The 20,642-nt window shown below is 66.4% G+C and carries 16 protein-coding genes and 2 tRNA genes; 7 read left to right on the top strand and 11 right to left on the bottom strand.

What is annotated here, in order from left to right:
• The 4 genes from addB to KBA48_RS25545 form a co-directional block, all read left to right on the top strand.
• Positions 1–2,188 (top strand): double-strand break repair protein AddB (gene addB / locus KBA48_RS25560; RefSeq protein ID WP_292911521.1); only part of this gene is annotated, 2,188 nt, incomplete at its 5' end.
• 3 nt (positions 2,189–2,191) lie between these two features.
• Positions 2,192–2,740, top strand: a complete 549-nt coding sequence (locus KBA48_RS25555) for a DUF1003 domain-containing protein (RefSeq protein WP_292911520.1) — start codon at positions 2,192–2,194, stop codon at positions 2,738–2,740.
• 120 nt (positions 2,741–2,860) lie between these two features.
• Complete coding sequence (gene proB, locus KBA48_RS25550; protein ID WP_292911519.1) at positions 2,861–4,009, top strand: glutamate 5-kinase; 1,149 nt, start codon at positions 2,861–2,863, stop codon at positions 4,007–4,009.
• A gap of 579 nt (positions 4,010–4,588) precedes the next feature.
• Entirely contained in the window at positions 4,589–5,356 is a 768-nt protein-coding gene (locus tag KBA48_RS25545) for a molybdopterin-binding protein (protein WP_292911518.1), read from the top strand.
• A 50-nt stretch (positions 5,357–5,406) separates the two neighbouring features.
• On the opposite strand, the gene KBA48_RS25540 is transcribed toward KBA48_RS25545, so the two are convergent.
• The 5 genes from KBA48_RS25540 to KBA48_RS25520 form a co-directional block, all read right to left on the bottom strand.
• Complete coding sequence (locus KBA48_RS25540; RefSeq protein WP_292911517.1) at positions 5,407–6,378, bottom strand: tripartite tricarboxylate transporter substrate binding protein BugD; 972 nt, start codon at positions 6,376–6,378, stop codon at positions 5,407–5,409.
• 53 nt (positions 6,379–6,431) lie between these two features.
• The gene (locus KBA48_RS25535) at positions 6,432–7,940 is read right to left on the bottom strand and encodes a tripartite tricarboxylate transporter permease (protein WP_292911516.1); all 1,509 of its coding nucleotides are present in this window, start codon (positions 7,938–7,940) and stop codon (positions 6,432–6,434) included.
• Positions 7,941–7,943: 3 nt separating this feature from the next.
• Positions 7,944–8,390 (bottom strand): tripartite tricarboxylate transporter TctB family protein, encoded by a 447-nt coding sequence (locus tag KBA48_RS25530; protein ID WP_292911515.1) that lies wholly within the window; start codon positions 8,388–8,390, stop codon positions 7,944–7,946.
• A 175-nt stretch (positions 8,391–8,565) separates the two neighbouring features.
• Positions 8,566–9,471 (bottom strand): transporter substrate-binding domain-containing protein, encoded by a 906-nt coding sequence (locus KBA48_RS25525; protein WP_292911514.1) that lies wholly within the window; start codon positions 9,469–9,471, stop codon positions 8,566–8,568.
• 101 nt (positions 9,472–9,572) lie between these two features.
• Positions 9,573–10,469 (bottom strand): LysR family transcriptional regulator, encoded by an 897-nt coding sequence (locus tag KBA48_RS25520; RefSeq protein ID WP_292911513.1) that lies wholly within the window; start codon positions 10,467–10,469, stop codon positions 9,573–9,575.
• A gap of 113 nt (positions 10,470–10,582) precedes the next feature.
• Here KBA48_RS25520 and KBA48_RS25515 point away from each other — a divergent pair, with 113 nt between their 5' ends.
• The gene (locus KBA48_RS25515) at positions 10,583–11,179 is read left to right on the top strand and encodes an HD family hydrolase (RefSeq protein ID WP_292911512.1); all 597 of its coding nucleotides are present in this window, start codon (positions 10,583–10,585) and stop codon (positions 11,177–11,179) included.
• A 105-nt stretch (positions 11,180–11,284) separates the two neighbouring features.
• Here the strand turns inward: KBA48_RS25515 and KBA48_RS25510 are convergent, their stop codons facing one another.
• On the bottom strand, positions 11,285–12,493 hold the full coding sequence (locus tag KBA48_RS25510; RefSeq protein WP_367273878.1) for an acyl-CoA dehydrogenase family protein: 1,209 nt from the start codon (positions 12,491–12,493) through the stop codon (positions 11,285–11,287).
• Positions 12,494–12,552: 59 nt separating this feature from the next.
• Complete coding sequence (locus KBA48_RS25505; protein ID WP_292911510.1) at positions 12,553–14,658, bottom strand: 3-hydroxyacyl-CoA dehydrogenase NAD-binding domain-containing protein; 2,106 nt, start codon at positions 14,656–14,658, stop codon at positions 12,553–12,555.
• Between the two features lie 251 nt (positions 14,659–14,909).
• On the opposite strand from KBA48_RS25505, the gene KBA48_RS25500 reads away from it, so the two are divergent.
• The gene (locus KBA48_RS25500; RefSeq protein ID WP_292911509.1) at positions 14,910–15,590 is read left to right on the top strand and encodes a TetR/AcrR family transcriptional regulator; all 681 of its coding nucleotides are present in this window, start codon (positions 14,910–14,912) and stop codon (positions 15,588–15,590) included.
• A 45-nt stretch (positions 15,591–15,635) separates the two neighbouring features.
• Here KBA48_RS25500 and KBA48_RS25495 read toward each other — a convergent pair whose 3' ends face one another.
• From KBA48_RS25495 to rlmB, 4 genes are all read right to left on the bottom strand, one after another.
• The gene (locus KBA48_RS25495; protein WP_292911508.1) at positions 15,636–17,666 is read right to left on the bottom strand and encodes an aminopeptidase P family protein; all 2,031 of its coding nucleotides are present in this window, start codon (positions 17,664–17,666) and stop codon (positions 15,636–15,638) included.
• A gap of 177 nt (positions 17,667–17,843) precedes the next feature.
• A complete protein-coding gene (locus tag KBA48_RS25490; protein ID WP_292911507.1) occupies positions 17,844–18,872 on the bottom strand; it encodes a hypothetical protein in 1,029 nt (342 codons plus the stop codon).
• A gap of 210 nt (positions 18,873–19,082) precedes the next feature.
• Positions 19,083–19,157 (bottom strand) — tRNA-Thr (locus KBA48_RS25485).
• A gap of 53 nt (positions 19,158–19,210) precedes the next feature.
• Positions 19,211–20,392, bottom strand: coding sequence for a 23S rRNA (guanosine(2251)-2'-O)-methyltransferase RlmB (rlmB, locus tag KBA48_RS25480; RefSeq protein WP_292911506.1), 1,182 nt, complete (start codon positions 20,390–20,392; stop codon positions 19,211–19,213).
• 139 nt (positions 20,393–20,531) lie between these two features.
• Here rlmB and KBA48_RS25475 point away from each other — a divergent pair.
• Positions 20,532–20,616, top strand: a tRNA-Tyr gene (locus KBA48_RS25475).
• Positions 20,617–20,642 lie beyond the last annotated feature (26 nt).

The raw sequence follows: 20,642 nt of genomic DNA, 5'->3' as shown, positions 1-20,642 counted from the left end.
GCGCGACCAAGTGGCCGACTGGCCCCTGGCCGCCGATGTCACCCCGTCCTGTCCGCCGGCCCGCACCGCGCTTATCGCCGATGCGCTGCGTCCCGCCGGCACGACCGAGGCCTGGCGCGATCTGGGCGACCTGGACCCGTCGGCCCTGTCCGGCCTGACCCGCATTGATGCCACCACCCCGCAGGAGGAGGCGGGCATCATCGCCCTGATCCTGCGTCAGGCCCTGGAAATGCCGGGACAGACGGCGGCGCTGGTCACGCCCGACCGGAATCTGGCCCGCCGGGTCGCCACCGAACTGCGCCGCTGGGACATCCTCGTCGATGACAGTGCCGGGCGCCCTCTGGCCCAGACGCCGGTCGGGTCCTATCTGCGCCTGATCATGGATACGGCGGTACAGGGTGCGCCCATCCCGTTGCTGTCGTTGCTGAAGCATCCGATGGCCGGCGCCGGCTGGGAAGCGGGCAAGCTGCGGCGGCAGGCGCGTCTGCTGGAAACCGCCATCCTGCGCGGCCCCCGCCCGCCGGCCGGCCTGGACGGGCTGCGCCGGGCGATCCGGTTCGCCGCTTCCGATGCCGCCGACCGGCATAGCCGCATCGGCAATCCCGCCATGGCAGACGACCTGCTGCGGCTGGTGGACCGGCTGGACGACGCCATGGGCGAACTGGCCGCTGCTGTCGCGGATGGGGAGGCGCGGTCCCTGTCGGACTGGCTGCGCCTGCATATCGGCGCGGCGGAGGCCCTGGCGGCACTGGAGGGCGAGGCGGGTGCCGACCGTCTCTGGCGCGACAAGGATGGAGAGGCTGCCGCCCGGTTCATCGATGAATTGCGGGATGCGGCCGATGGCTATCCCCCGCTGGGCGGCAAGGATTACGCCGGTCTGATGGAGGTGCTGATCGCCGGCAAGGCCGTGCGTTCCGCCTTCGGCCTGCACCCGCGCCTGCATGTGCTGGGCCTGATGGAGGCCCGGTTGCAGCAGTTTGACGTGATGGTTCTGGCTGGATTGAACGAGGGCACCTGGCCCCCCGCGCCGCCGCCCGACCCGTGGATGTCACGCCCCATGCGCCGCGATTTCGGCCTGCCGGCGCCCGAGCGTATGGTGGGGCAGGCGGCGCATGATTTCGCCACCGCCTGCGGGGCCAGGACCCTGTACCTGACACGGTCTGAACGGGTGGAGGGCACGCCGACCGTGCCGTCACGCTGGCTGCTGCGCCTGGACACGGTGTTGGATAAGGCCGGTCTGCGCGGGCGGATCGGGGCCGATGGCGATTACTGGCGCGGCCTGTGGCAGGCGCTGGACCGGCCGGCACGGGTCAGGCCCTGTGCCGCGCCCGCGCCGAAGCCGCCGGTTTCCGCCCGGCCCCGGCGCCTGTCGGTCACCCGGATCGAAACCTGGATGCGTGACCCCTATGCCATTTATGCCGGAGAGGTGCTGAAACTCTCGGCCCTGGACCCGATCGATGCCGATCCGGGGGCGGCGGAGCGGGGGGAGATCATCCACAAGGCGCTGGACCTGTTCGTGCAGCGCTATCCCGACACGCTGCCGCCCGATCCGCTGGGCGAATTGCTGTCCATCGGGCGCGGTGCCTTTGGCGATCTGTTGGATCAGCCGGGTGTGGCCGCTTTCTGGTGGCCGCGTTTCGAGAAGGTGGCCGAATGGTTCGTGACGCAGGAGGCGGAGCGGCGGCGCACGGTGAAGCCCCTGGCCACGGAGGTGACGGGCCGCATCACCCTGCAAGGCCCCGGCGGTCCCTTCATCCTGACGGCCAAGGCCGACCGCATCGACCGCACGCCCACGGGTGGGTTGATCCTGATTGACTATAAAACAGGCACACCACCCACCGGTAAGGAGGTGCGCCTGGGCAAGGCCCCGCAATTGCCGCTGGAAGCGCTGATCGCGGCCGGTGGCGGGTTCGAGCATGTGAAACCGGCCCCCGTCGATGGCCTTGAATATTGGCGCCTGTCGGGCGGTGATCCGGCCGGCACGATCCAGGTGTTGAAGGAGGACCCGGCCGCCCTGGCGGCGGAGGCGCGGGAAGGTCTGGAATATCTGATCCGGCAGTTCGACGATCCGGACACCGCCTATCACAGCCAGCCCCGCCCCGCCTGGGCGCCGAAATACACCGATTATGCCCACCTGGCGCGGATCAAGGAATGGTCGGCCGGCGGTGGGGGCGAAGCGGAGGGGTAAGGGATGAACGACGAAATCCGCCTGCTGGCCGAACAGCTTCTGACCCAGGGGGAGACGGTGTTGAGCGAGCGGGAGCGCCGCGTGCTGTCCCGCATCGCCCACCGCCGCGCCATTTCCCGCAACAGCCATTCCGATTTCGAAGCCTCGATGAGTTTCGGCGACCGGCTGGCCGACCGGGTGGCATCGGTGGGCGGGTCGTGGAGCTTCGTCATCGGTTTCGGCCTGGTCATGGCTGTCTGGATGGCGCTGAACGCCGCCATCTGGGGCTTCGCCTGGGACCCGTATCCGTTCATCCTGCTGAACCTGATGCTGTCCACCCTGGCCGCCTTGCAGGCGCCCATCATCATGATGTCGCAGAACCGGCAGGCCGCGAAGGACCGCATCCAGGCCAACATGGATTACGAGATCAATCTGAAGGCCGAGCTGGAGATCATGGCCCTGCACGAAAAGCTGGACCGGCTGCGCACGGACGAGGTCGAGGCATTGCTGCGCCGGCAGCAGGAAGAAATCGCCCTGCTGCGGGCGGCGGTGGAGAAGCTGTCGGCGCGCTGATGCCATGGCGCACGGCGCCTGAGGGCGCGTATCAAGCATGGCGGCAATATTCCTTCGTGCATTGACCCCGACGCTTGCCGAAAAGCATAAGCGGAGCGGATTGATCGCAGGATGGGTGCCATGGGTGCGGTATTGGCGGGTTCGCAGGATCTGGGTTCGGCGCGGCGCCTGATCGTCAAGATCGGGTCGGCGCTGATGGTCGATGCCGCCACCCACAAGATCCGGACCGAATGGCTGGACACGGTCGCCGACGATGTGGCCGCCCTGCGCGCGCGCGGCGTGGAGGTGGTGATCGTCACCTCCGGCGCTGTCGCCTGCGGGCGTGAACATCTGGGCCTTGTGGGCCGCCCCCTGCGGCTGGAGGAAAAGCAGGCCGCCGCTGCCACGGGTCAGATCCGCCTTGCCCATGCCTATCAGGAGACGCTGGCCCGGCACGGGATCACGGTGGCGCAGGTGCTGCTGACCCTGGATGATACGGAGGATCGCCGCCGCCACCTGAACGGCCGCGCCACCATCGAAACCCTGCTGAAGCTGGGGGCGGTGCCCGTCATCAATGAGAATGACACCGTCGCCACCGCCGAAATCCGCTTTGGCGACAATGACCGTCTGGCGGCCCGCGTGGCGCAGATGATCAGCGCCGATACGCTGATCCTGCTGTCCGACATTGACGGGCTGTACACGGCCGATCCACGCAAGGACCCCGACGCGAAGCACATCCCCATCGTCCGGGAAATCACGCCGGAGATCGTGGGCATGGCCGGTGAACCGCCGCCGGGATATAGCAGCGGCGGCATGGTGACCAAGATCGTGGCCGGGCGCATCGCGCTGGCCGCCGGTTGCCGCATGGCCATCGCCATGGGCAAGCGGCCCAACCCGCTGTCGGCCCTGCTGACGCCGGTGGATCAGGGGGGCGCCCTGGCCACATGGTTCGTGCCGGGGGCGGAGCCGCGCACGGCGCGCAAGCGCTGGATTGCCGGCAGCCTGAAACCGCTGGGCACGCTGACCCTGGATGACGGGGCCGTGAAGGCGCTGCTGAAGGGCGGCTCCCTGTTGCCTGCTGGGGTGCGCGGGGTGGAGGGGGAGTTCGAGCGCGGTGATCTGGTCCTGATCCAGGGACCAGACGGGCGCACTGTGGGGCGCGGCCTGTCGGCCTATGGCGCGACCGACGCCCGCGCCATTGCCGGCCGGCGCAGCGCGGAGATCGAGGCCGTCCTGGGCTATCGCGGCCGGGACGAGATGGTGCATCGCGACGATCTGGTGCTGGGATAAGGCGGCTCCCTCACCCTCCCACCCGCTGACGCAGGCGGGCCCCTCCCTCTCCCGCAAGCGGGCGAGGGGCGGTACATCGTGACGCATAGTTTACGCCCCTCGCCCACGAAAGTGGGAGAGGGAGGGGCCCATTGGTGCCAACCAATGGGAGGGTGAGGGTGCGACCGATCCATCCCCCCGCCATTCCCATCGCCAACCAGGGCCACCGGCGCTATGATCCCCGCTCCCAGAAACCGGAGCCGCCCATGACCGACACCGCCCCCACGGCCGCCTTGCTGATCATCGGCCGCGGCCGGGACGAGATGGTGCATCGCGACGATCTGGTGCTGGGATAAGGCGGCTCCCTCACCCTCCCACGCGCTGATGCGCGCGGGCCCCCCTCTCCCGCAAGCGGGCGAGGGGCGAAAACGAGCATTGTCAGCTATTACGCCCCTCGCCCACGAAAGTGGGAGAGGGAGGGGCCCATTGGTGCCAACCAATGGGAGGGTGAGGGGGCGACCGATCCATCCCCCCGCCATTCCCATCGCCAACCAGGGCCACCGGCGCTATGATCCCCGCGCCCAGAAACCGGAGCCGCCCATGACCGATACCGCCCCCACGGCCGCCCTGCTGATCATCGGCAACGAGATTCTGTCCGGCCGCACACAGGATGCCAATCTGGCCTTCATCGCCAAGCATCTGGGGGCGCTGGGCATCCGGTTCCGGGAAACCCGCGTCGTCCCGGACGAGGAGGCGGAGATCGTGGCGGCGGTGAACGCGTTGCGTGCCCGCTACACCTATGTCTTCACCACGGGCGGCATCGGCCCGACTCATGACGACATCACGGCGGAATGTATCGCCAAGGCGTTCGGCCTTCCCCTGATCCGCCATCCAGAGGCGGTACGGCGGCTGGAAGCTCATTATGCCGGCACGGGCATGCTGAACGAGGCGCGGCTGCGCATGGCCAATACGCCGGAAGGCGCCATCCTGATCGACAATCCGGTATCGACGGCGCCGGGCTTCCAGATCGGCAATGTCTTTGTCATGGCCGGCGTGCCGGTGATCATGCAGGCCATGCTGACCGGCATCGGCGACCGACTGGTGGGCGGGCCGGTGGTGAAGACCAAGTCCGTCGCGTCCGCTGTGCCGGAGGGAACCTTCGCCGACACCCTGCGCGCCATCGCGGCCGATTATCCCACGGTCGATATCGGCTCCTACCCGGCCTTCCGCAAGGGACAGGTCTCCACCGCCCTGGTCCTGCGCTGCACCGATCCGGCCGTGCTGGACACGGCGACGGCGGTTGTGGCCGACATGCTGCGCGCCCTGGGTGGCGACCCGATCATCATGGATGGATACGGGGATCAATAAGGAAAAGGGGCGGGCCGCGATCGCTGTGGCCCGCCCCTTTTTTACAACGGTCAATCCGCGTAGACGCCGGCCGCCGTGATGATGGGCTTCCAGCGGTCGATCTCCGTCACCACGAAATCGCCCAGCACCTTGGGCGTCGCGCGGTCCTGGGCCACCGGCTCGGTCCCCAGTTCGTTGAAGCGCTGCTTCACGATATCGTCCTTCAGCGCCACTTTCAGCGCCTCGGACAGCTTCTTCGTCACCGTGTCGGACGTGCCCTTAGGCGCATAGATGCCGTGCCAGACGGCGACCTGCACCGTGGGCAGGCCCGCTTCCTTGGTGGTGGGCAGGTCGGGCAGCGAGGGCACGCGGGTGGGCGTGGTCACGGCATAGGCCTTGATGGCCCCGCCCTTGATCTGGCCCGTAGTGTTGGTGGTCTGGTCGCACATCAGATCGACCTGACCGCCCACCAGATCATTCATGGCCGGCCCGGTGCCCTTGTAGGGGACGGTGGTCAGGGACGTGCCCAGCGCCTGCATGAACAGCATGCCGCACAGGTGCGACGCGGCGCCCACGCCGGCATTGGCCAGCGTCACCTTGTCCGGGTTGGCCTTCACATAGGCGACCAGTTCCTTCAGGTCCTTGGCCGGGAAATCCTTCTTGGCCACGATGGTCATGGGCACATCGGTGACCAGGCCCACGGGCGCAAAATCGGTCCGCGGGTCATAGGGCAGCTTGCGGTACAGGGTGGCGGCCGTGGCCTGCCCGATATGGTGCAGCAGGATGGTGTAGCCGTCGGGATCGGCCTTGGCCACGCGGGCCGCACCGATGGTGCCGCCGGCCCCGCCGACATTCTCCACCACCACCTGCTGGCCCAGCGTCTTGCTCATCGATTGGGCGACAAGGCGGGCGACCGTGTCGGTCGGGCCGCCGGCGGCGAACGGCACCACCATGGTGACGGGCCGGGTCGGGTAATCCTGGGCCTGGGCCGTGCCGGCCCCGATCAGTAAAGCGGCCGCAAGGGCGATGGGTGCGAAGCGCATGGATCCTCCTGTTTTGTCTTTATGGGGGGCGGGCAGAGATGGAGAGAGGATGGTCAATCCTCCTCGTGGAACACTTCCTCGCGCCGCTTGCGGACAGAGGGCAGCAGCACGATGGCGATCAGGATCACGGCAATGACCAGCAGCGTGGCCGACAAGGGCCGCGTCACGAAGATGGCGGGGTCACCACGGGCGATCAGGAAGGACCGCCGCAGATTCTCCTCCATCAGCGGACCCAGCACGAAGGCTAGCAGCAGGGGGGCGGGTTCGAACCCGTGTTTCAGCAGAAAGTAACCCACACCCCCGAACAGGGCGACCAGCATCACCTCCACCCCCGAAGAATTGATGGAATAGACGCCGATGCAGCAGAACATCAGGATGGCCGGGAACAGGATACGGTAGGGCACGCGCAGCAGCCGTACCCAGACGCCGACCAGCGGCAGGTTGATGATGACCAGCATGGCATTGCCGATCCACATGCTGGCAATCATGCCCCAGAACAGGGTCGGGTTCTCATTCATCACCTGGGGGCCGGGAACGATGCCCTGGATCGTCATGGCGCCGACCATCATGGCCATCACGGCATTGGGCGGAATGCCCAGCGTCAGCAGCGGGATGAAGCTGGTCTGCGCGCCGGCATTATTGGCGCTTTCCGGCCCGGCCACCCCTTCGATGGCGCCCTTGCCGAATCGCGACGGCGTCTTGGAGATCTTCTTTTCCAGGGTATAGCTGGCATAGGGCGCCAGCACGGCGCCGTTGCCGGGCAGGATGCCCAGGATGGACCCGATGCCCGTGCCGCGCAGGATGGGCATGGCGCTTTGTTTGATATCGGCCCAGGTCGGCATCAGGCCCGTGATCTTGGCGCCCAGCACGGTGCGGTCTGCCGTCTTTTCCAGATTGCGCAGGATTTCGGCCACGCCGAACAGACCCACGGCCAGCGTGGTGAAATTGATGCCCTCCGCGATCTGGGCGATGCCGAAGGTCAGGCGCTGTTCGCCCGATTCGATATCGGACCCGACACAACCCAGCAGCAGCCCGACAATGATCATGGCCACCGCCTTGACCACCGATCCGCTGGCCAGCACGGTGGCGCCGATCAGCCCGACCAGCATCAGCGCGAAATATTCCGGCGGCCCGAAATTCTGGGCAAAGGCGGCCAGCAGCGGGCCGAACAGGGCGACCACGAAGGTGGCGACGCAGCCCGCGAAGAAGGAGCCCAGCGCCGCGATGGCCAGCGCCGGCCCGGCCCGCCCCTTGCGCGCCATCTGGTGCCCGTCCAGCGTGGTGACGACGGATGAGGTCTCACCCGGCATGTTGACCAGGATGGCCGTGGTACTGCCGCCATACTGGGCCCCGTAATAGATGCCGGCCAGCATGATCAGCGCGCCCAGCGGGTCCAGATAGAAGGTGATGGGCAGCAGGATGGCGATGGTGGCAATGGGACCCAGCCCCGGCAGCACGCCGATCAGCGTGCCGACCAGCGCACCGATAAAGCAGAGGCCCAGATTGATGGGGGTGGCCGCCGCCCCGAACCCCATGGCGAGGTTGGAAAAGACATTCTCCATGGATCAGAACCTCGGCCAGAGGGGGAAGGGCAGACCAAGGGCCAGCACGAACAGCCCGACCGCAAACAGGATCAGGGCTGTGCTGACCACCAGCAGTTCCCGCCATTTCGTGTCGCTGGACCCGAAGGCCGCGATACCGAACAGCAAGGCCGAGGCAATGACGAGGCCCAGCGGCCGGATGGCCAGACCGAAGGCCAGGATGGCCCCCAGGATGGGCAGCGCCTGACGCCAGTGCAGCCGGTCCAGCGGCGGCCCGTCCAGGGCCAGGGACCGGCCGGCGATGATCAGGCCCATCAGGCCGGTCAGGCCCGCCAGCACGGTGGGGAAATATCCCGGCCCCATGCGCGATGCGGTCCCGAATTTCAGATCGCCGATCTGGCTGAAGGCCAGGATAGAAAGAAGAATGAGGGCGATGCCGCCCACCATGTCCTGGGGGCTACGCACGCGCATGGCGGCCCTCCCCAGCGCTGTGGTTGAAACTGGCCGTGCGTCGCCGCATCCGTCCATCCCTCCCCTGATGTTACCCCCGGTTTTGCCGGGGATTTCCCAGGTTCCGGGTGGTGGGCTTTCCGCCATGATCGACAGTAACCCGGCACAGGCCGACCCGCAACCGGGGGGCTGGCCCTCACGACTTTGGTCGTGGGTTGGCCTCCGTCTCCACATCCAGCCACAGGCGCTTGTCATCCAGAGGCGTCTCTTCCGGCAGGTCCGGGTTGGCCAGGTGGAAGATGCGGGCACCCTGAAACCGGGTCAGGGGAAAGATCATCGATGTCGATGGATGGCTTTCCATGAAACGGCGCAACTCACCGCTGGCCACCATCTTTTCCAGGCCCGTCTGCATGCGGCGGGCAAGCTCGGTCTGCGCGGGGGCCACGAACAGATACATGGGCAGGGCATAGGACAGCAAAAGCCGGTCATAGACGATGACGCCCTTATCCCCGATGGATGCCACTTCCCCGTCGATCTCGTTCAGGGCGCGGGGAAGATAGTCGCAGCGCCCGTCATACAGGCCGGGATAGGCCATATCGATCCAGTCGAATTCCACCACGCGCAGGCCGGCGGCGCGCAGCACGACCGTGTCGGGCCAATAGGCGCCCTGGCAGGCCTTCATTTGCGACAATTGTTCCAGCTTGGTGATCTTGTCGAATTCGGCCTTGCGGTCGGCCCGGATCACCAGGGCGCGCTGCCCGGTCAGCCCCATGTCCAGCGGGATATGGATGGGCGTCACCAATCCTTCGCGTAGACGGTTGGTCGTGGTCCATAACAGGTCCAGCCGGTTATGCGCCAACTGCGCCAGCAACCGCGCCTGGGGCACATCCTCCGGCACATTCTGCAACCGCGCGGGGCCGAATTCGGCCGAGGTTTCCATCAGGACCTTCTCGATCAGGTCCAGATAGAAGGAGCGGACATTATGCCCGGCAGGCGACGCGTTATGCTCGACGCGATAGGTGCGGACACGCTGATCCTCCGCCCGGACCATGGCCGGTGCCAGCATCGCCAGTGACAGCAGCAGCATGGTCAGCCACCGCATGCACCCTCCTCCCCCACGCCGTTTGCCGGCGCCTTTATGAAAAATATGCCTTCAGCACACATATATTTCGGGGCCATGACAAGCTGAAAACGCTTCGCCTTTCATGCCCCGGCCAGATCGACGTGCCGGGCCATATGGTCGATGAAGGCGCGGATACGGGGCGACAGGTTGCGCCCGGCGGGCCAAAGCAGATGAATGCGTCCGGCGGGCCGCATGTGATCGGCCAGAATTTCCACCAGCCTTCCATCCCCCAGCCAGGGCCGGGCCACAAAATCCGGCACACAGGCGATACCCAGCCCGTCCGCCGCCAGAAAGGCGCGGGCCGTGGCCGTGGCGGCCAGGGCGGTGACGGGCAGGTCGATGACCAGACCGCTTTCCCCGCGATGGAAGGGCCAGGGTTCCGGCTTGCCGGTGACGGGATGGCGGTGGTGCAGACAGGCATGCCCGTGCAGATCTTCCGGCACCAAGGGCCGGCCCCGTTGCGACAGATAGCCGGGGCTGGCGACCACGCAATGGCGGAATTGGCCCAGGCCCCTGGCCATCAGACGCGAATCGGCCGGCGCGCCGGTGCGGATGACGGCGTCGTACCCTTCCTCGATGATATCGACCAGACGGTCGCTGGCGTCGATCTCCATCCTGATCTCGGGATGGGTGTGCATGAAGCCGGCCAGGGCTGGCAGCAGCAAGGCCTCCGCCACCGCCGGAATCCCGATGCGCAGGGGGCCGCGCGGCGTGTGGCGGCTACCGGACAAGGCTTCTTCGGCCGCCGCCATTTCCGCCTGGATACGCTGGCAATGGTCCAGGAACTGCCGCCCTTCCGGTGTCAGGGTGATGCTGCGGGTGGATCGGTGGAACAGGCGCACGCCCAACCGTTCCTCCAGCCGGGCCACGGCCTTGCCCACGGCAGAGGCCGATACGCCCGACAGGCGCCCCGCTTCCACGAAGCTGCGCGTGTCCGCCGCCTGCATGAACAGGTGGATGCCCCCGAACCGATCCATGATCACCTTCCATTACGGACAAAAATGTCCGCACAGTCCCGAACCATAGCCGGTTTCGGACAGGCATGCGCCCCCCTATCCTGCCGGTCTTTCGGGTTGTTTGGACGGGTGTGATGGAACAGGTGGTGGCGTTCGTACTGGAACTGGACCGGCTGAAGGCGGTGACACGCAAGGTGAAGCCGCTGGGCCAGGACAGATATGAGAATTCAGCCGAACATAGCTGGCACCTGGCCATGCTGGCCCTGTCCCTGGCGCCCCATGCCGAGCCCGGCACGGACATGGACCGGGTGATCCGCATGCTGCTGGTTCATGATATCGGGGAGATTGATACCGGCGACACGCTGTTCTTCATCGAAGCGGGGCGCCAGGACCGCAAGGTGGCGGAGGAACAGGCGGTGGCCCGCATCCTGGGCCTGCTGCCCGATGGGCAGGGTGCGCCGCTGCTGGACCTGTGGCGGGAATTCGAAGCGGGGACAAGCCGGGAGGCCCGGTTCGCCCAGGCCATGGACCGTGCCGCGCCTGTGCTGCTGAACCTCGCCAGTGACGGGCAAAGCTGGCGGGAGAACGGGGTCCGCTACGAACAGGTGGTGGCCCGTGTCGGCCCGCCCATCGCGGCGGGCTGCCCGGCGCTGTGGAACCACATCGCGGGACGGCTGGATGCCGCCCGCGATGCCGGATGGTTCGGGATTGCCTATACCGCGTCCCAGTGATCGCCACCGATCACTGGGCTTCAATCGCCAGCGCCGCCAGATGGCGGCGCCCGGCGCTGGAGGGCGAGTGCACATACCAAGCGCCATGCTCCATGGCTCCTGGTGTTAACCCCGGTACTTGCCCAGTTCCATCTTGCCGATCTGGTTGCGATGGACCTCGTCCGGGCCATCGGCCAGACGCAGGGTGCGGGCATTGGCATAAGCCCAGGCCAGCGGGAAATCGTCACAGACACCGCCGCCGCCGTGGGCCTGGATGGCCATGTCGATCACCTTGCAGGCGACATTGGGGGCCACGACCTTGATCATGGCGATCTGGGCCTTGGCCACCTTGTTGCCGACCGTGTCCATCATATGCGCGGCCTGTAGCGTCAGCAGCCGGGCCTGATCGATGGAGATGCGGGCGTCGGCGACACGTTCCAGCCAGATGCTCTGGGCCGCGATGGGCTTGCCAAAGGCCACGCGGCTGGTCAACCGCCGGCACATCAGTTCCAGCGCGCGCTCCGACGCGCCGATCAGGCGCATGCAGTGATGGATGCGGCCCGGCCCCAGGCGGCCCTGCGCGATCTCGAACCCGCGTCCCTCGCCCAGCAGGATGTTTGTCGCCGGCACGCGCACATTCTCGAACAGCACTTCCGAATGGCCGTGGGGCGCGTCGTCATAGCCGAAGACGGGCAGGGGCCGCTTGACCGTGACGCCGGGTGTGTCGGTGGGGACCAGGATCATGGATTGCTGGTGATGCCGGTCGGCATTGTCCGGGTCCGTCTTGCCCATGACGATCATGATCTTGCAGCGTGTGTCGCTGGCCCCACTGATCCACCATTTGCGGCCATTGATCACATAATCATCGCCGTCGCGGACGATGCTCGTGGCGATGTTGGTGGCGTCGGAAGAGGCCACCGCCGGCTCAGTCATGGCAAAGGCGGAGCGGATTTCACCGGCCAGCAGCGGCTTCAGCCAGCGTTCCTTATGCTCCTGCGTGCCATAGCGGACCAGCACCTCCATGTTGCCGGTATCGGGCGCGGAGCAGTTGAACACTTCCGGCGCCCAATGGCTGCGGCCCATGATCTCGCACAGGGGCGCATATTCCAGGTTGGTCAGGCCGGCGCCCAGGTCCGACTCCGGCAGGAACAGGTTCCAGAGACCGGCCTGACGTGCCTTCTCCTTCAGTTCCTCCAGCAGGGGCAGCGGCTTCCACCGGGTTGGCCCCTCGGCCACCTGGGCGGAGAGCGCCTTTTCGTTGGGGTAGACATGGGCGTCCATGAACGCGGTCACCCGCTCATGCAGGTCACGGGCGCGGGGGGACATTTCAAAGATGGCGGTCATGATGGGGGCTTTCATTCAGGAGAGGGGTGAGGGCTTCGGCAAAGTGATGCTTACGCGAAGCCTTTCTTCCCCTCCGCCACCAGCCGCCGCAGCAGCGGGGCCGGTTCCCAATAGGCGCCATCGGCATCGCCGGCCGCCACGGCGTCGGCGTGATAGCGGGTGATGTCGGCCAGGACATTGTCCAGCCCCGACAGTTCCGCGAACTTCATGGGGCCGCCGCGCCAGGCGGGGAAGCCGTAGCCATAGATATAGACGATGTCGATATCGCCGGCCCGCAGCGCCATCCCCTCCTCAAGGATCTTGGCCCCTTCATTCACCAGCGAATAGATCAGGCGCTTGCCGATCTCTTCGCTGGAGATGGCGCGGGGTGTGATGCCGCGTTCGGCGCGATAGGCGTCGACCACGGCCGTCACTTCCGGGTCGGGCAGGGGGGTGCGGTTGCCGGGCTCATACCGGTACCAGCCACGGCCGTTCTTCTGCCCCTTGCGGGCTGGGTCGATCCGGTCGGACAGGGGCGTGCCATAGATCAGGCCGGCAGCCACGCGGCGGGCGCGGATGAAGCCCATGACGTCCAGCCCGGCCAGATCGCCCATGGCGAAGGGGCCCATGGCCAGCCCGAAATCAAGGGCGGCCTTGTCCACCTGTTCGATGGACGCCCCCTCGATCACCAGGCGCTGCGCCTCGGTCGCGTAATATTGCACCATGCGGTTGCCGACGAAGCCGTCGCAATTCCCGACCAGCACGCTGACCTTGCCGATCTGCTTGCCCACGGCCATGGCGGTGGCGATGACGTCGGGGGCCGTGTGCTTGCCGCGCACCACCTCCAGCAGCTTCATCACATTGGCCGGGCTGAAGAAATGCATGCCGATCACGTCGGCCGGGCGCTTCGTGTGGGCGGCGATGGCGTCCAGGTCGAGCGTGGAGGTGTTCGACGCCAGGATGGCGCCCGGCTTCGCCACCTCATCCAGGCGGCGGAAGACCTTGGCCTTGACGTCTGCATCCTCGAACACCGCCTCAACGATCAGGTCGGCGTCGGCCAGGTCAGCATAATCGGTGGTGGGCCGGATCAGGGACAGGCGCTTGTCCATCTCCGCCTGGGCCAGCTTGCCCTTGGCGACGGTGCCCGCGTAATTCTTGGTGATGACGCCGATGCCCCGGTCCAGGGCCGCCTGATCCAGGTCCAGCAGCCGGACGGGGATGCCGGCATTGGCGAAGTTCATGGCGATGCCGCCGCCCATGGTGCCGCTGCCCAGCACGGCCACCTGCGCGATCTTGCGCACGGGCACGCTGGGCGGCACGTCGGGGATCTTTGAAATGGCGCGTTCGGCGAAGAACACATGGATCAAGGCCTTGGCCTGATCATGCGCCATGCATTCCATGAACAATTCCCGTTCGCGCTTCAGCCCCTCGTCGAAGGGCAGGGTGAAGGCAGCTTCCACCGCATCGACGCAGCGCTGGGGCGCGAACTGGTTGCGGGCGGACTTGGCCAGGGCGGCCCGCGCCTCATCGAACACCGCGCTGCCCCGGTCGGCAGCCAGACCGTCCTCCCGGTCGCGGGTGCGCTTGTGCGGGCCGGCGGGCAGGGTGGCGGCGAAGGCCAGCGCCACGGCCAGCGGGTCCGCCCCGTCGCCGACATGATCGATGATGCCCAGCGCCAGGGCCTTGGACGCCGGCAGGAAAGTGCCGGTGGTGATCATCTCGATGGCGGTTTTTGCGCCGACCAGCCGCGACAGGCGCTGTGTGCCGCCGCCGCCGGGCAGGATGCCCAGCTTCACTTCCGGTAGCCCCACCTGCGCCTTGGCCACGGCGACGCGGTAATGGCAGGACAAGGCCACTTCCAGCCCACCGCCCAGCGCGGTGCCGTGCAGGGCGGCGATCACCGGCTTCGGCCCCGATTCGATCAGGGCGTTCAGATCGTTCAGATCCGGCTCGCCCATCCCGCCGCTCAGGAATTCCGCGATATCGGCACCCGCGATGAAGGTGCGGCCAGCACCGACGATGACCAGCGCGGTCACGGCCGGATCGTTGAACCCTTCGGTCACCCGGTCCACGATACCCTGGCGCACAGCCTGGGACAGGGCGTTGACGGGCGGGCTGTCCACGGTGACAACGCCGACCGCGCCTTGGCGGTCGTAACGGACGGGCAATTGGGTCATTTGGCCTTCCCCCTGTGCCGGCACCGGCGATGGTGCCGTGATTGTCTTGACACCATGCTAAATTCAAACAAGTGTTTTAGTCAATGCATGCAGGTCACGGACCTTCCGTAACGTCAGCTATGTTGGAATATGGTGTTACAGGATGGTTGGCGCGGGCTTACAGGCCCGATAAGCTGTGAACAGCCGTTTGATACGGCCATGCAATGCCCCGTAAACGGGGGCCGTTCAGGGTTGCACTGGGGACAAACGGGATGAAGTCAGGGGCTGACAACGCCGCCGAGGCGGAAGCATCGGGCGGGCGCCAGGATACCAAGGAGGTGATCCTGGACGCTGCCGAGAAGCTGTTTGCGGAAAAAAGCTATTCGGCGGTGTCGCTACGCGAACTGACGCAGGCGGCGGGCGTCAATCTGGCCGCCGTGAATTACCATTTCGGGTCCAAGGATGCGCTGCTGATCGCCCTGTTCCGGCGCGGCGCCATCGAGTTGAACCGCGCCCGCGCCCGTCTGCTGCGGGAGGCGGAGGAGAAGGCCGGCGGTGCTACGCCGCCCGTGCGCGACATCGTGGCGGCCCTGGTCCTACCGGCCATCCGCTATTCCTTCACCTCCACCCGTCTGGCCCTTTACAATCAGTTCGTGGCCTTCGCCCGGGGGGATGGACCGGCGGAAGCGCGGGAGATGCTGGACAAGGAAGTGGGGCATTTGCAGCGCTTCGCCCTGTCGCTGGCCCGCGCCCTGCCGCATTTGCCGCAGCATGAAGTCTATTGGCGGCTGCATTTCGCCATGGGCGTGCAGCATTCGCTCTATACCGACATGAAGCGTCTGGAAACGCTGTCGGGTGGCCTGTGTCAGCTTGACGATCTGGATGCCGTGGCCAATCGCGTCATCGATTATGTCACGGCAGGGCTGGAAGCGCCCTATACAGCCAAGGGCTGACGGGCGTCGCCTGCGCCAGGACCAGTGCGCAGGCGACGCCACCGATTACAGCAACGGCGCCGTTGCCTGCTCCAGCCAGGCGAGATCCCCGCCTGAGACCAGCGGGGTCAGTTCGGCCCTGACGCGGGCGTGATAGGCGTTCAGCCAGTCACGCTCGTCTGCGGTCAGCAGGTCGCGATCCACCATGCGGCGGTCGATGGGGCAGAGGGTCAGCGTCTCAAAGCCCAGCATGGGCCGTTCTGCCCCCGGAATGGCCACCGGCACCACCAGTTCCAGGTTCTCCATCCGCAGGCCGTAGGAACCGGCCAGATAATAACCCGGCTCGTTCGACAGGATCATGCCGGGCAGCAGGGTGACGCTGTTCAGTTGTTTGCCGATGCGCTGCGGCCCCTCATGCACCGACAGATAGGAACCGATGCCGTGGCCCGTGCCATGGTCGTAATCCAGGCCCTGCTGCCACAGGAACTGCCGCGCCAGGGTATCAAGCTGGCTGCCGGCGGTCCCGGCGGGGAAGCGGGCGCGGTTCAGCGCGATATGGCCCTTCAGCACCAGGGTGAAATGCCGGCGGGCCTGCGGCCCCACATCGCCGACGGCCAGCGTGCGGGTAATGTCGGTGGTGCCGTCCAGATATTGCCCGCCGCTATCCAGCAGGAAGACGCTGTTATTCTCGATGCGGCGGTTGGTGGCCTCCGTGGCGCGGTAATGCACGATGGCGCCGTTGGGGCCGGCCCCGCTGATCGTCTCGAAACTGGGGCCGCGGAAATCGGCGGCCCCCTGGCGGGCCTTGTGCAGCGTCGCCACCACGGTCAGTTCGTCCAGCCCACCCTTCGGCGCTTCGACATCGAACCAGCGCAGGAACCGCACCAGCGCGGCACCGTCGCGGCGATGCGCGGCCCGGGCGCCTTCGATCTCCGTCTGGTTCTTCACGGCCTTGGGCAGAACGCAGGGATCACCGCCCTGGTCCAGCCGGGCCCCGGCCCCGGCCAGACGGTCCACGACCCACAGGGCGGCGGTACCCCCATCCAGCCGCACCTTGGCGCCTTCGGCCCCCAGGGCATCCAGGGCGGCGGCCAGTTCGTCGGGGGCACGGATGGCGACCTGATTGCCCAGATGTTCCTCCAGACCTGGCGCCAGCTTGCGGCGATCCACGAACCAGTCGACATTGCCGTCGGCGCGGATGGTGGCAAAGGACAGGGGCAGCGGCGTGCAGGGCACATCGGCCCCGCGCACATTCAACAGCCAGGCGATGCTGTCCGGCTGGGTCAGCACGGCGGCATCGGCCTTCAGTTTGGCCAGCGCCTCGGCAATGTCGGCCCGCTTGTCGCTGGCCGACCGGCCGGCGGCCGACAAGGGCTGGATAGTGACGACGCCCAGCGGCGCCGGCGGCTGATCGGTCCAGACGGCGTCCACCGGACTGCCCTCGGTCGCCACCAGTTCCACACCCGCCGGTGTCAGGCTGGCGCGCATCTTGTCGGCCCAGGCGCCCGTATGCATCCAGGGGTCAAAGCCCAGGCGGGATCCGGCCGGCAGGTTGGCCGCCGCCCAGTCGCCGTGGAATTCCTCGATCAGGTGATGATAGCTGAACAGGCTGGGGGAGACCTCCTGGCGCGCCTGGATCGTGTAGCGGCCATCGATGAAGAGGCCGGCCTTGTCCAGCAGCACGACGACCGCCCCGGCCGACCCGGTGAAACCGCTGATCCAGGCCAGACGGCTGCCGCGCAGGGGCACATATTCGCCCTGATATTCATCGGCGCGCGGCACCACGAACCCGTCCAGTCCCCGGCGCTTCAACTCGGCGCGAAGGGCCGTCAGCCGGGCGGCATGGTCGCCCGTGGCCGGATCAGCGGGGCGGTCGATGGTGGCGCGCAGGGCCGTCAACTGTTCCGACGTCGCGTCCGATCGGCGGGCCGAAACAAGGTCCAGCCAGGCATCGGGCAGTTCCCCATCGGGTGCGGCATTGACTCCGGCAATCAGGTCCCGGATGGACGAAACCGACCGGTCAATCCCGTCGGCGCGCAACAGATCGGCCAGGGTGGCGTCGCCCTGGTAAAGGGCAGTGGAATTGCTGACAGACACTTTCTGGCTCCCGCGAGCTTTATTGGTGCCGCCACGCTAGTGCGGCGGGCGCAGGCGCGCAAGGGCTGGGGTGTCTGCCCGCTGACCAGGGCTGGCCGACGGGCTGAGCTACCCTGCAACTTCTCTTGTTTCAGCTCCTTGGGACAGTACAGTGCAGGGGTAGACGCAGCGAACCGATCAACTTTCGGTCGGTGGTGAGGTGGCAACGCCCAGGCCCAGCGGTGTCAAGGTGTTGAACTGAACAAACTTGCTGATCTTGGGGTTGGTATTCGCATATTCACGGATGCGAGCGGCTGTCTTGGGGGCGACCGTTTTCAGGTAATTCGGGTTGGTCAGATAGGCCCGGATCGCTTCCGTCATCAACTCGCGTTTGATGTCGTCGCCCTTGTATCCCATATGCTGAGGCTTCACCGGAGGGCCGTGCTTTTGTGGGTTGTTGAGGGTATTGTACACGGCTTCAAGTTTTTTGACCAACCCGTCGGTTGGGATGGTTCCGGCAATATCGTCTATAGCGTGACCTACTTCGTGCGCGACAACACGCGGTCCAACTTTGTCGCCGAGATTGGGGTCAATACGGATGGCCTTTTCTTCACCGTAGCGTACGTAGCGTCCAGCATCTGATCCAATACGATTTCGGTCCGCTGTCAGTTCTATTGGGCGTCCTGTGAGTCCTTCCGCAACTGTTGCCATTGTTTCCGTATCGATTCTTTCATCCGGTCCCACGATCCGTCGTCCAGCCACGACGGGTGCAGTGAGGGGTCTTCCTTCACGATCTGCATGGAGCGTGCGGCCTTCATCGTGGTCCGGTAAATTTTGGTTTCCATGAGGGTAATCCTCTGTGAAAGGCCGTTGCCGAACCGTGGGTGCATCATAGATGAATACCTTCTTCTGAGCAAGATCGGTGACATCTGCACGTTTGGCGAGTTTTCCGGCGGCACTTGGAACAAACGGCAGAATACCGATCGCATTCGCCGCGGCGGCGCCATAGTCCCCATCATAAAGCGCCTTTCCTGTTTCAATGACCGACAACCCATCCCCAATGACTGGCGTCATGCCGATAAGATCATAAGGGGTCAGAAGGGGGGCTTCGCCGGATGGCATGATGCGAACCTGCCGCGCCCAGTTTTCCTGATCCCGGAAACTGTCATAGCCCATATTACGGTCGGTCAAATGGATTGGGCATGGACATCGCTCCTTCACTGCCATTCCCGCTTCCACGCCAAGGCCGGTCGCGGAATGCGAGAACAAAAAAAGCCCGGCGCGCAGGATGCGGCCGGGCGGTGTTTTGGAATTTATTCCTATATCAATGGCAGGAGACAGGGGGTGCTGTCAACAGATGAGACGGCAGCGTTGATGTCGGGTGCGCGATTGCGTGATCAAGCCATCCCGGTTGCCGCAGCAACATGGGGGAGCAACTGGTGCCGGCTGTCAGGATTGAACTGACGACCTACCGCTTACAAGGCGGTTGCTCTACCACTGAGCTAAGCCGGCGATCCAGGCAGGGTTGCCGGAGGGGGGCACCCTCCGGCGAACGGGCGGCGACATTAGCGCCGCCGCGCAACTTCGTAAAGGGCCACGGCGGCTGCCGTGGAAACATTCAGGCTGCCGACAGGGCCACCCGTGGGTAATTTGGCGATTTCGTCGCTGCGCTCCCCCGTCAGGCGGCGGATGCCATCGCCTTCGGAGCCCAGAATCAGGGCGGTGCGGCCGGACAGATCGACCTCATGCAGGTGGCGGGCACCCGATTCGGCCAATGCGACGGTCCAGAAGCTGGCAGCCTTCAACTGATCGATGGCGCGGGCCAGATTGGTGACGCGCACCAGCGGCACCGCCTCTACCGCGCCCGAGGCCGTCTTGGCCAGGGTGCCGGTGACGGGCGGGGCGTGGCGGTCCTGCACGATCACGGCCTTGGCGCCAAAGGCGGCGGCCGAGCGCAGCACGGCGCCGACATTATGCGGGTCGGTCACCTGATCCAGTACGACCACCAGGGCCAGCGGATCGTCGGCGGCGGCATCGACAATATCCTCAATCTCCACCTCTGCCAGCGGCGCGCAGGAGAGCGCCACGCCCTGGTGCACGGCGCCGGGCGGCAGCAGCTTGTCGATCTCCTCCTTCTCCACCAGACGCGGCTCGGGCCGGTCCAGTTCGGCGTCGGAGGCCTTCTGGAAGGATTCTTCCAGCGCTTCCAGGCCCGATTCGGTGACGAACAGGTCGCGGATGCGCCGCCGTGGATTGGTCCAGGCGGCCGATACCGCATGCACGCCATACAGCAGATTGTGCTTGTTCAGTGCCGGGCCGGTGGTGGCGCGCAGGGGTGTGGATTCCAGGCCCAACTCCTCTGCCGCACTCATCGGGCGGCGGCGTTCGGTCGCACCCCTGTCCTGGCCGGGCGCCGGGCGCCGGTCGTCCCGCCGCTCGTCGCGGCGATCATCGCGCCGTTCGGGACGCGGGCCACGCGCCGGCCGGCTGTCGCCGCCCGTGCGCGCACCGCGCGTATCCTCTTCACGGCGGGGGCCGCGCGGGGGCCGCGCGTCGCCATCGCGGGCGGGCTTGGCAAAGCCGGGCTTGCCGCCGGCCTTGGGGCCGCGGGCCGCGCGGGGATTATCGTCATCGCGACGGGCATCGCGGGACGGGGAACGGCCGCCGGGGCGTCCGGCGCCGCTACCGCTGGCGCCGCCTTTGCCACCGGGGCGACCGGATTTAGGGGAGGGGGGTCGGTTTCTCATCCACGCACTTTCGTTCAAACCCAGGATTTCCGCCAGCGGATAGAAAGAATGAAGACGCATGTCAGATTGGCGTTGACAGACCCGATTTAATCCTTATAACCCGCACTCCGTTCAGGCCGCTGGCCGAGAACGGCACCGCGGAAGGGTGGCCGAGTGGTTAAAGGCAGCAGACTGTAAATCTGCCCGCATAGCGTACGCTGGTTCGAATCCAGCCCCTTCCACCAGTTCAGGCGCGCCCCAGAATATGGGG

It is taken from the genome of Niveispirillum sp., assembly GCF_017996735.1.
Lineage (GTDB): Bacteria > Pseudomonadota > Alphaproteobacteria > Azospirillales > Azospirillaceae > Niveispirillum.
This window is presented reverse-complemented; position numbering and strand designations above follow the sequence as displayed.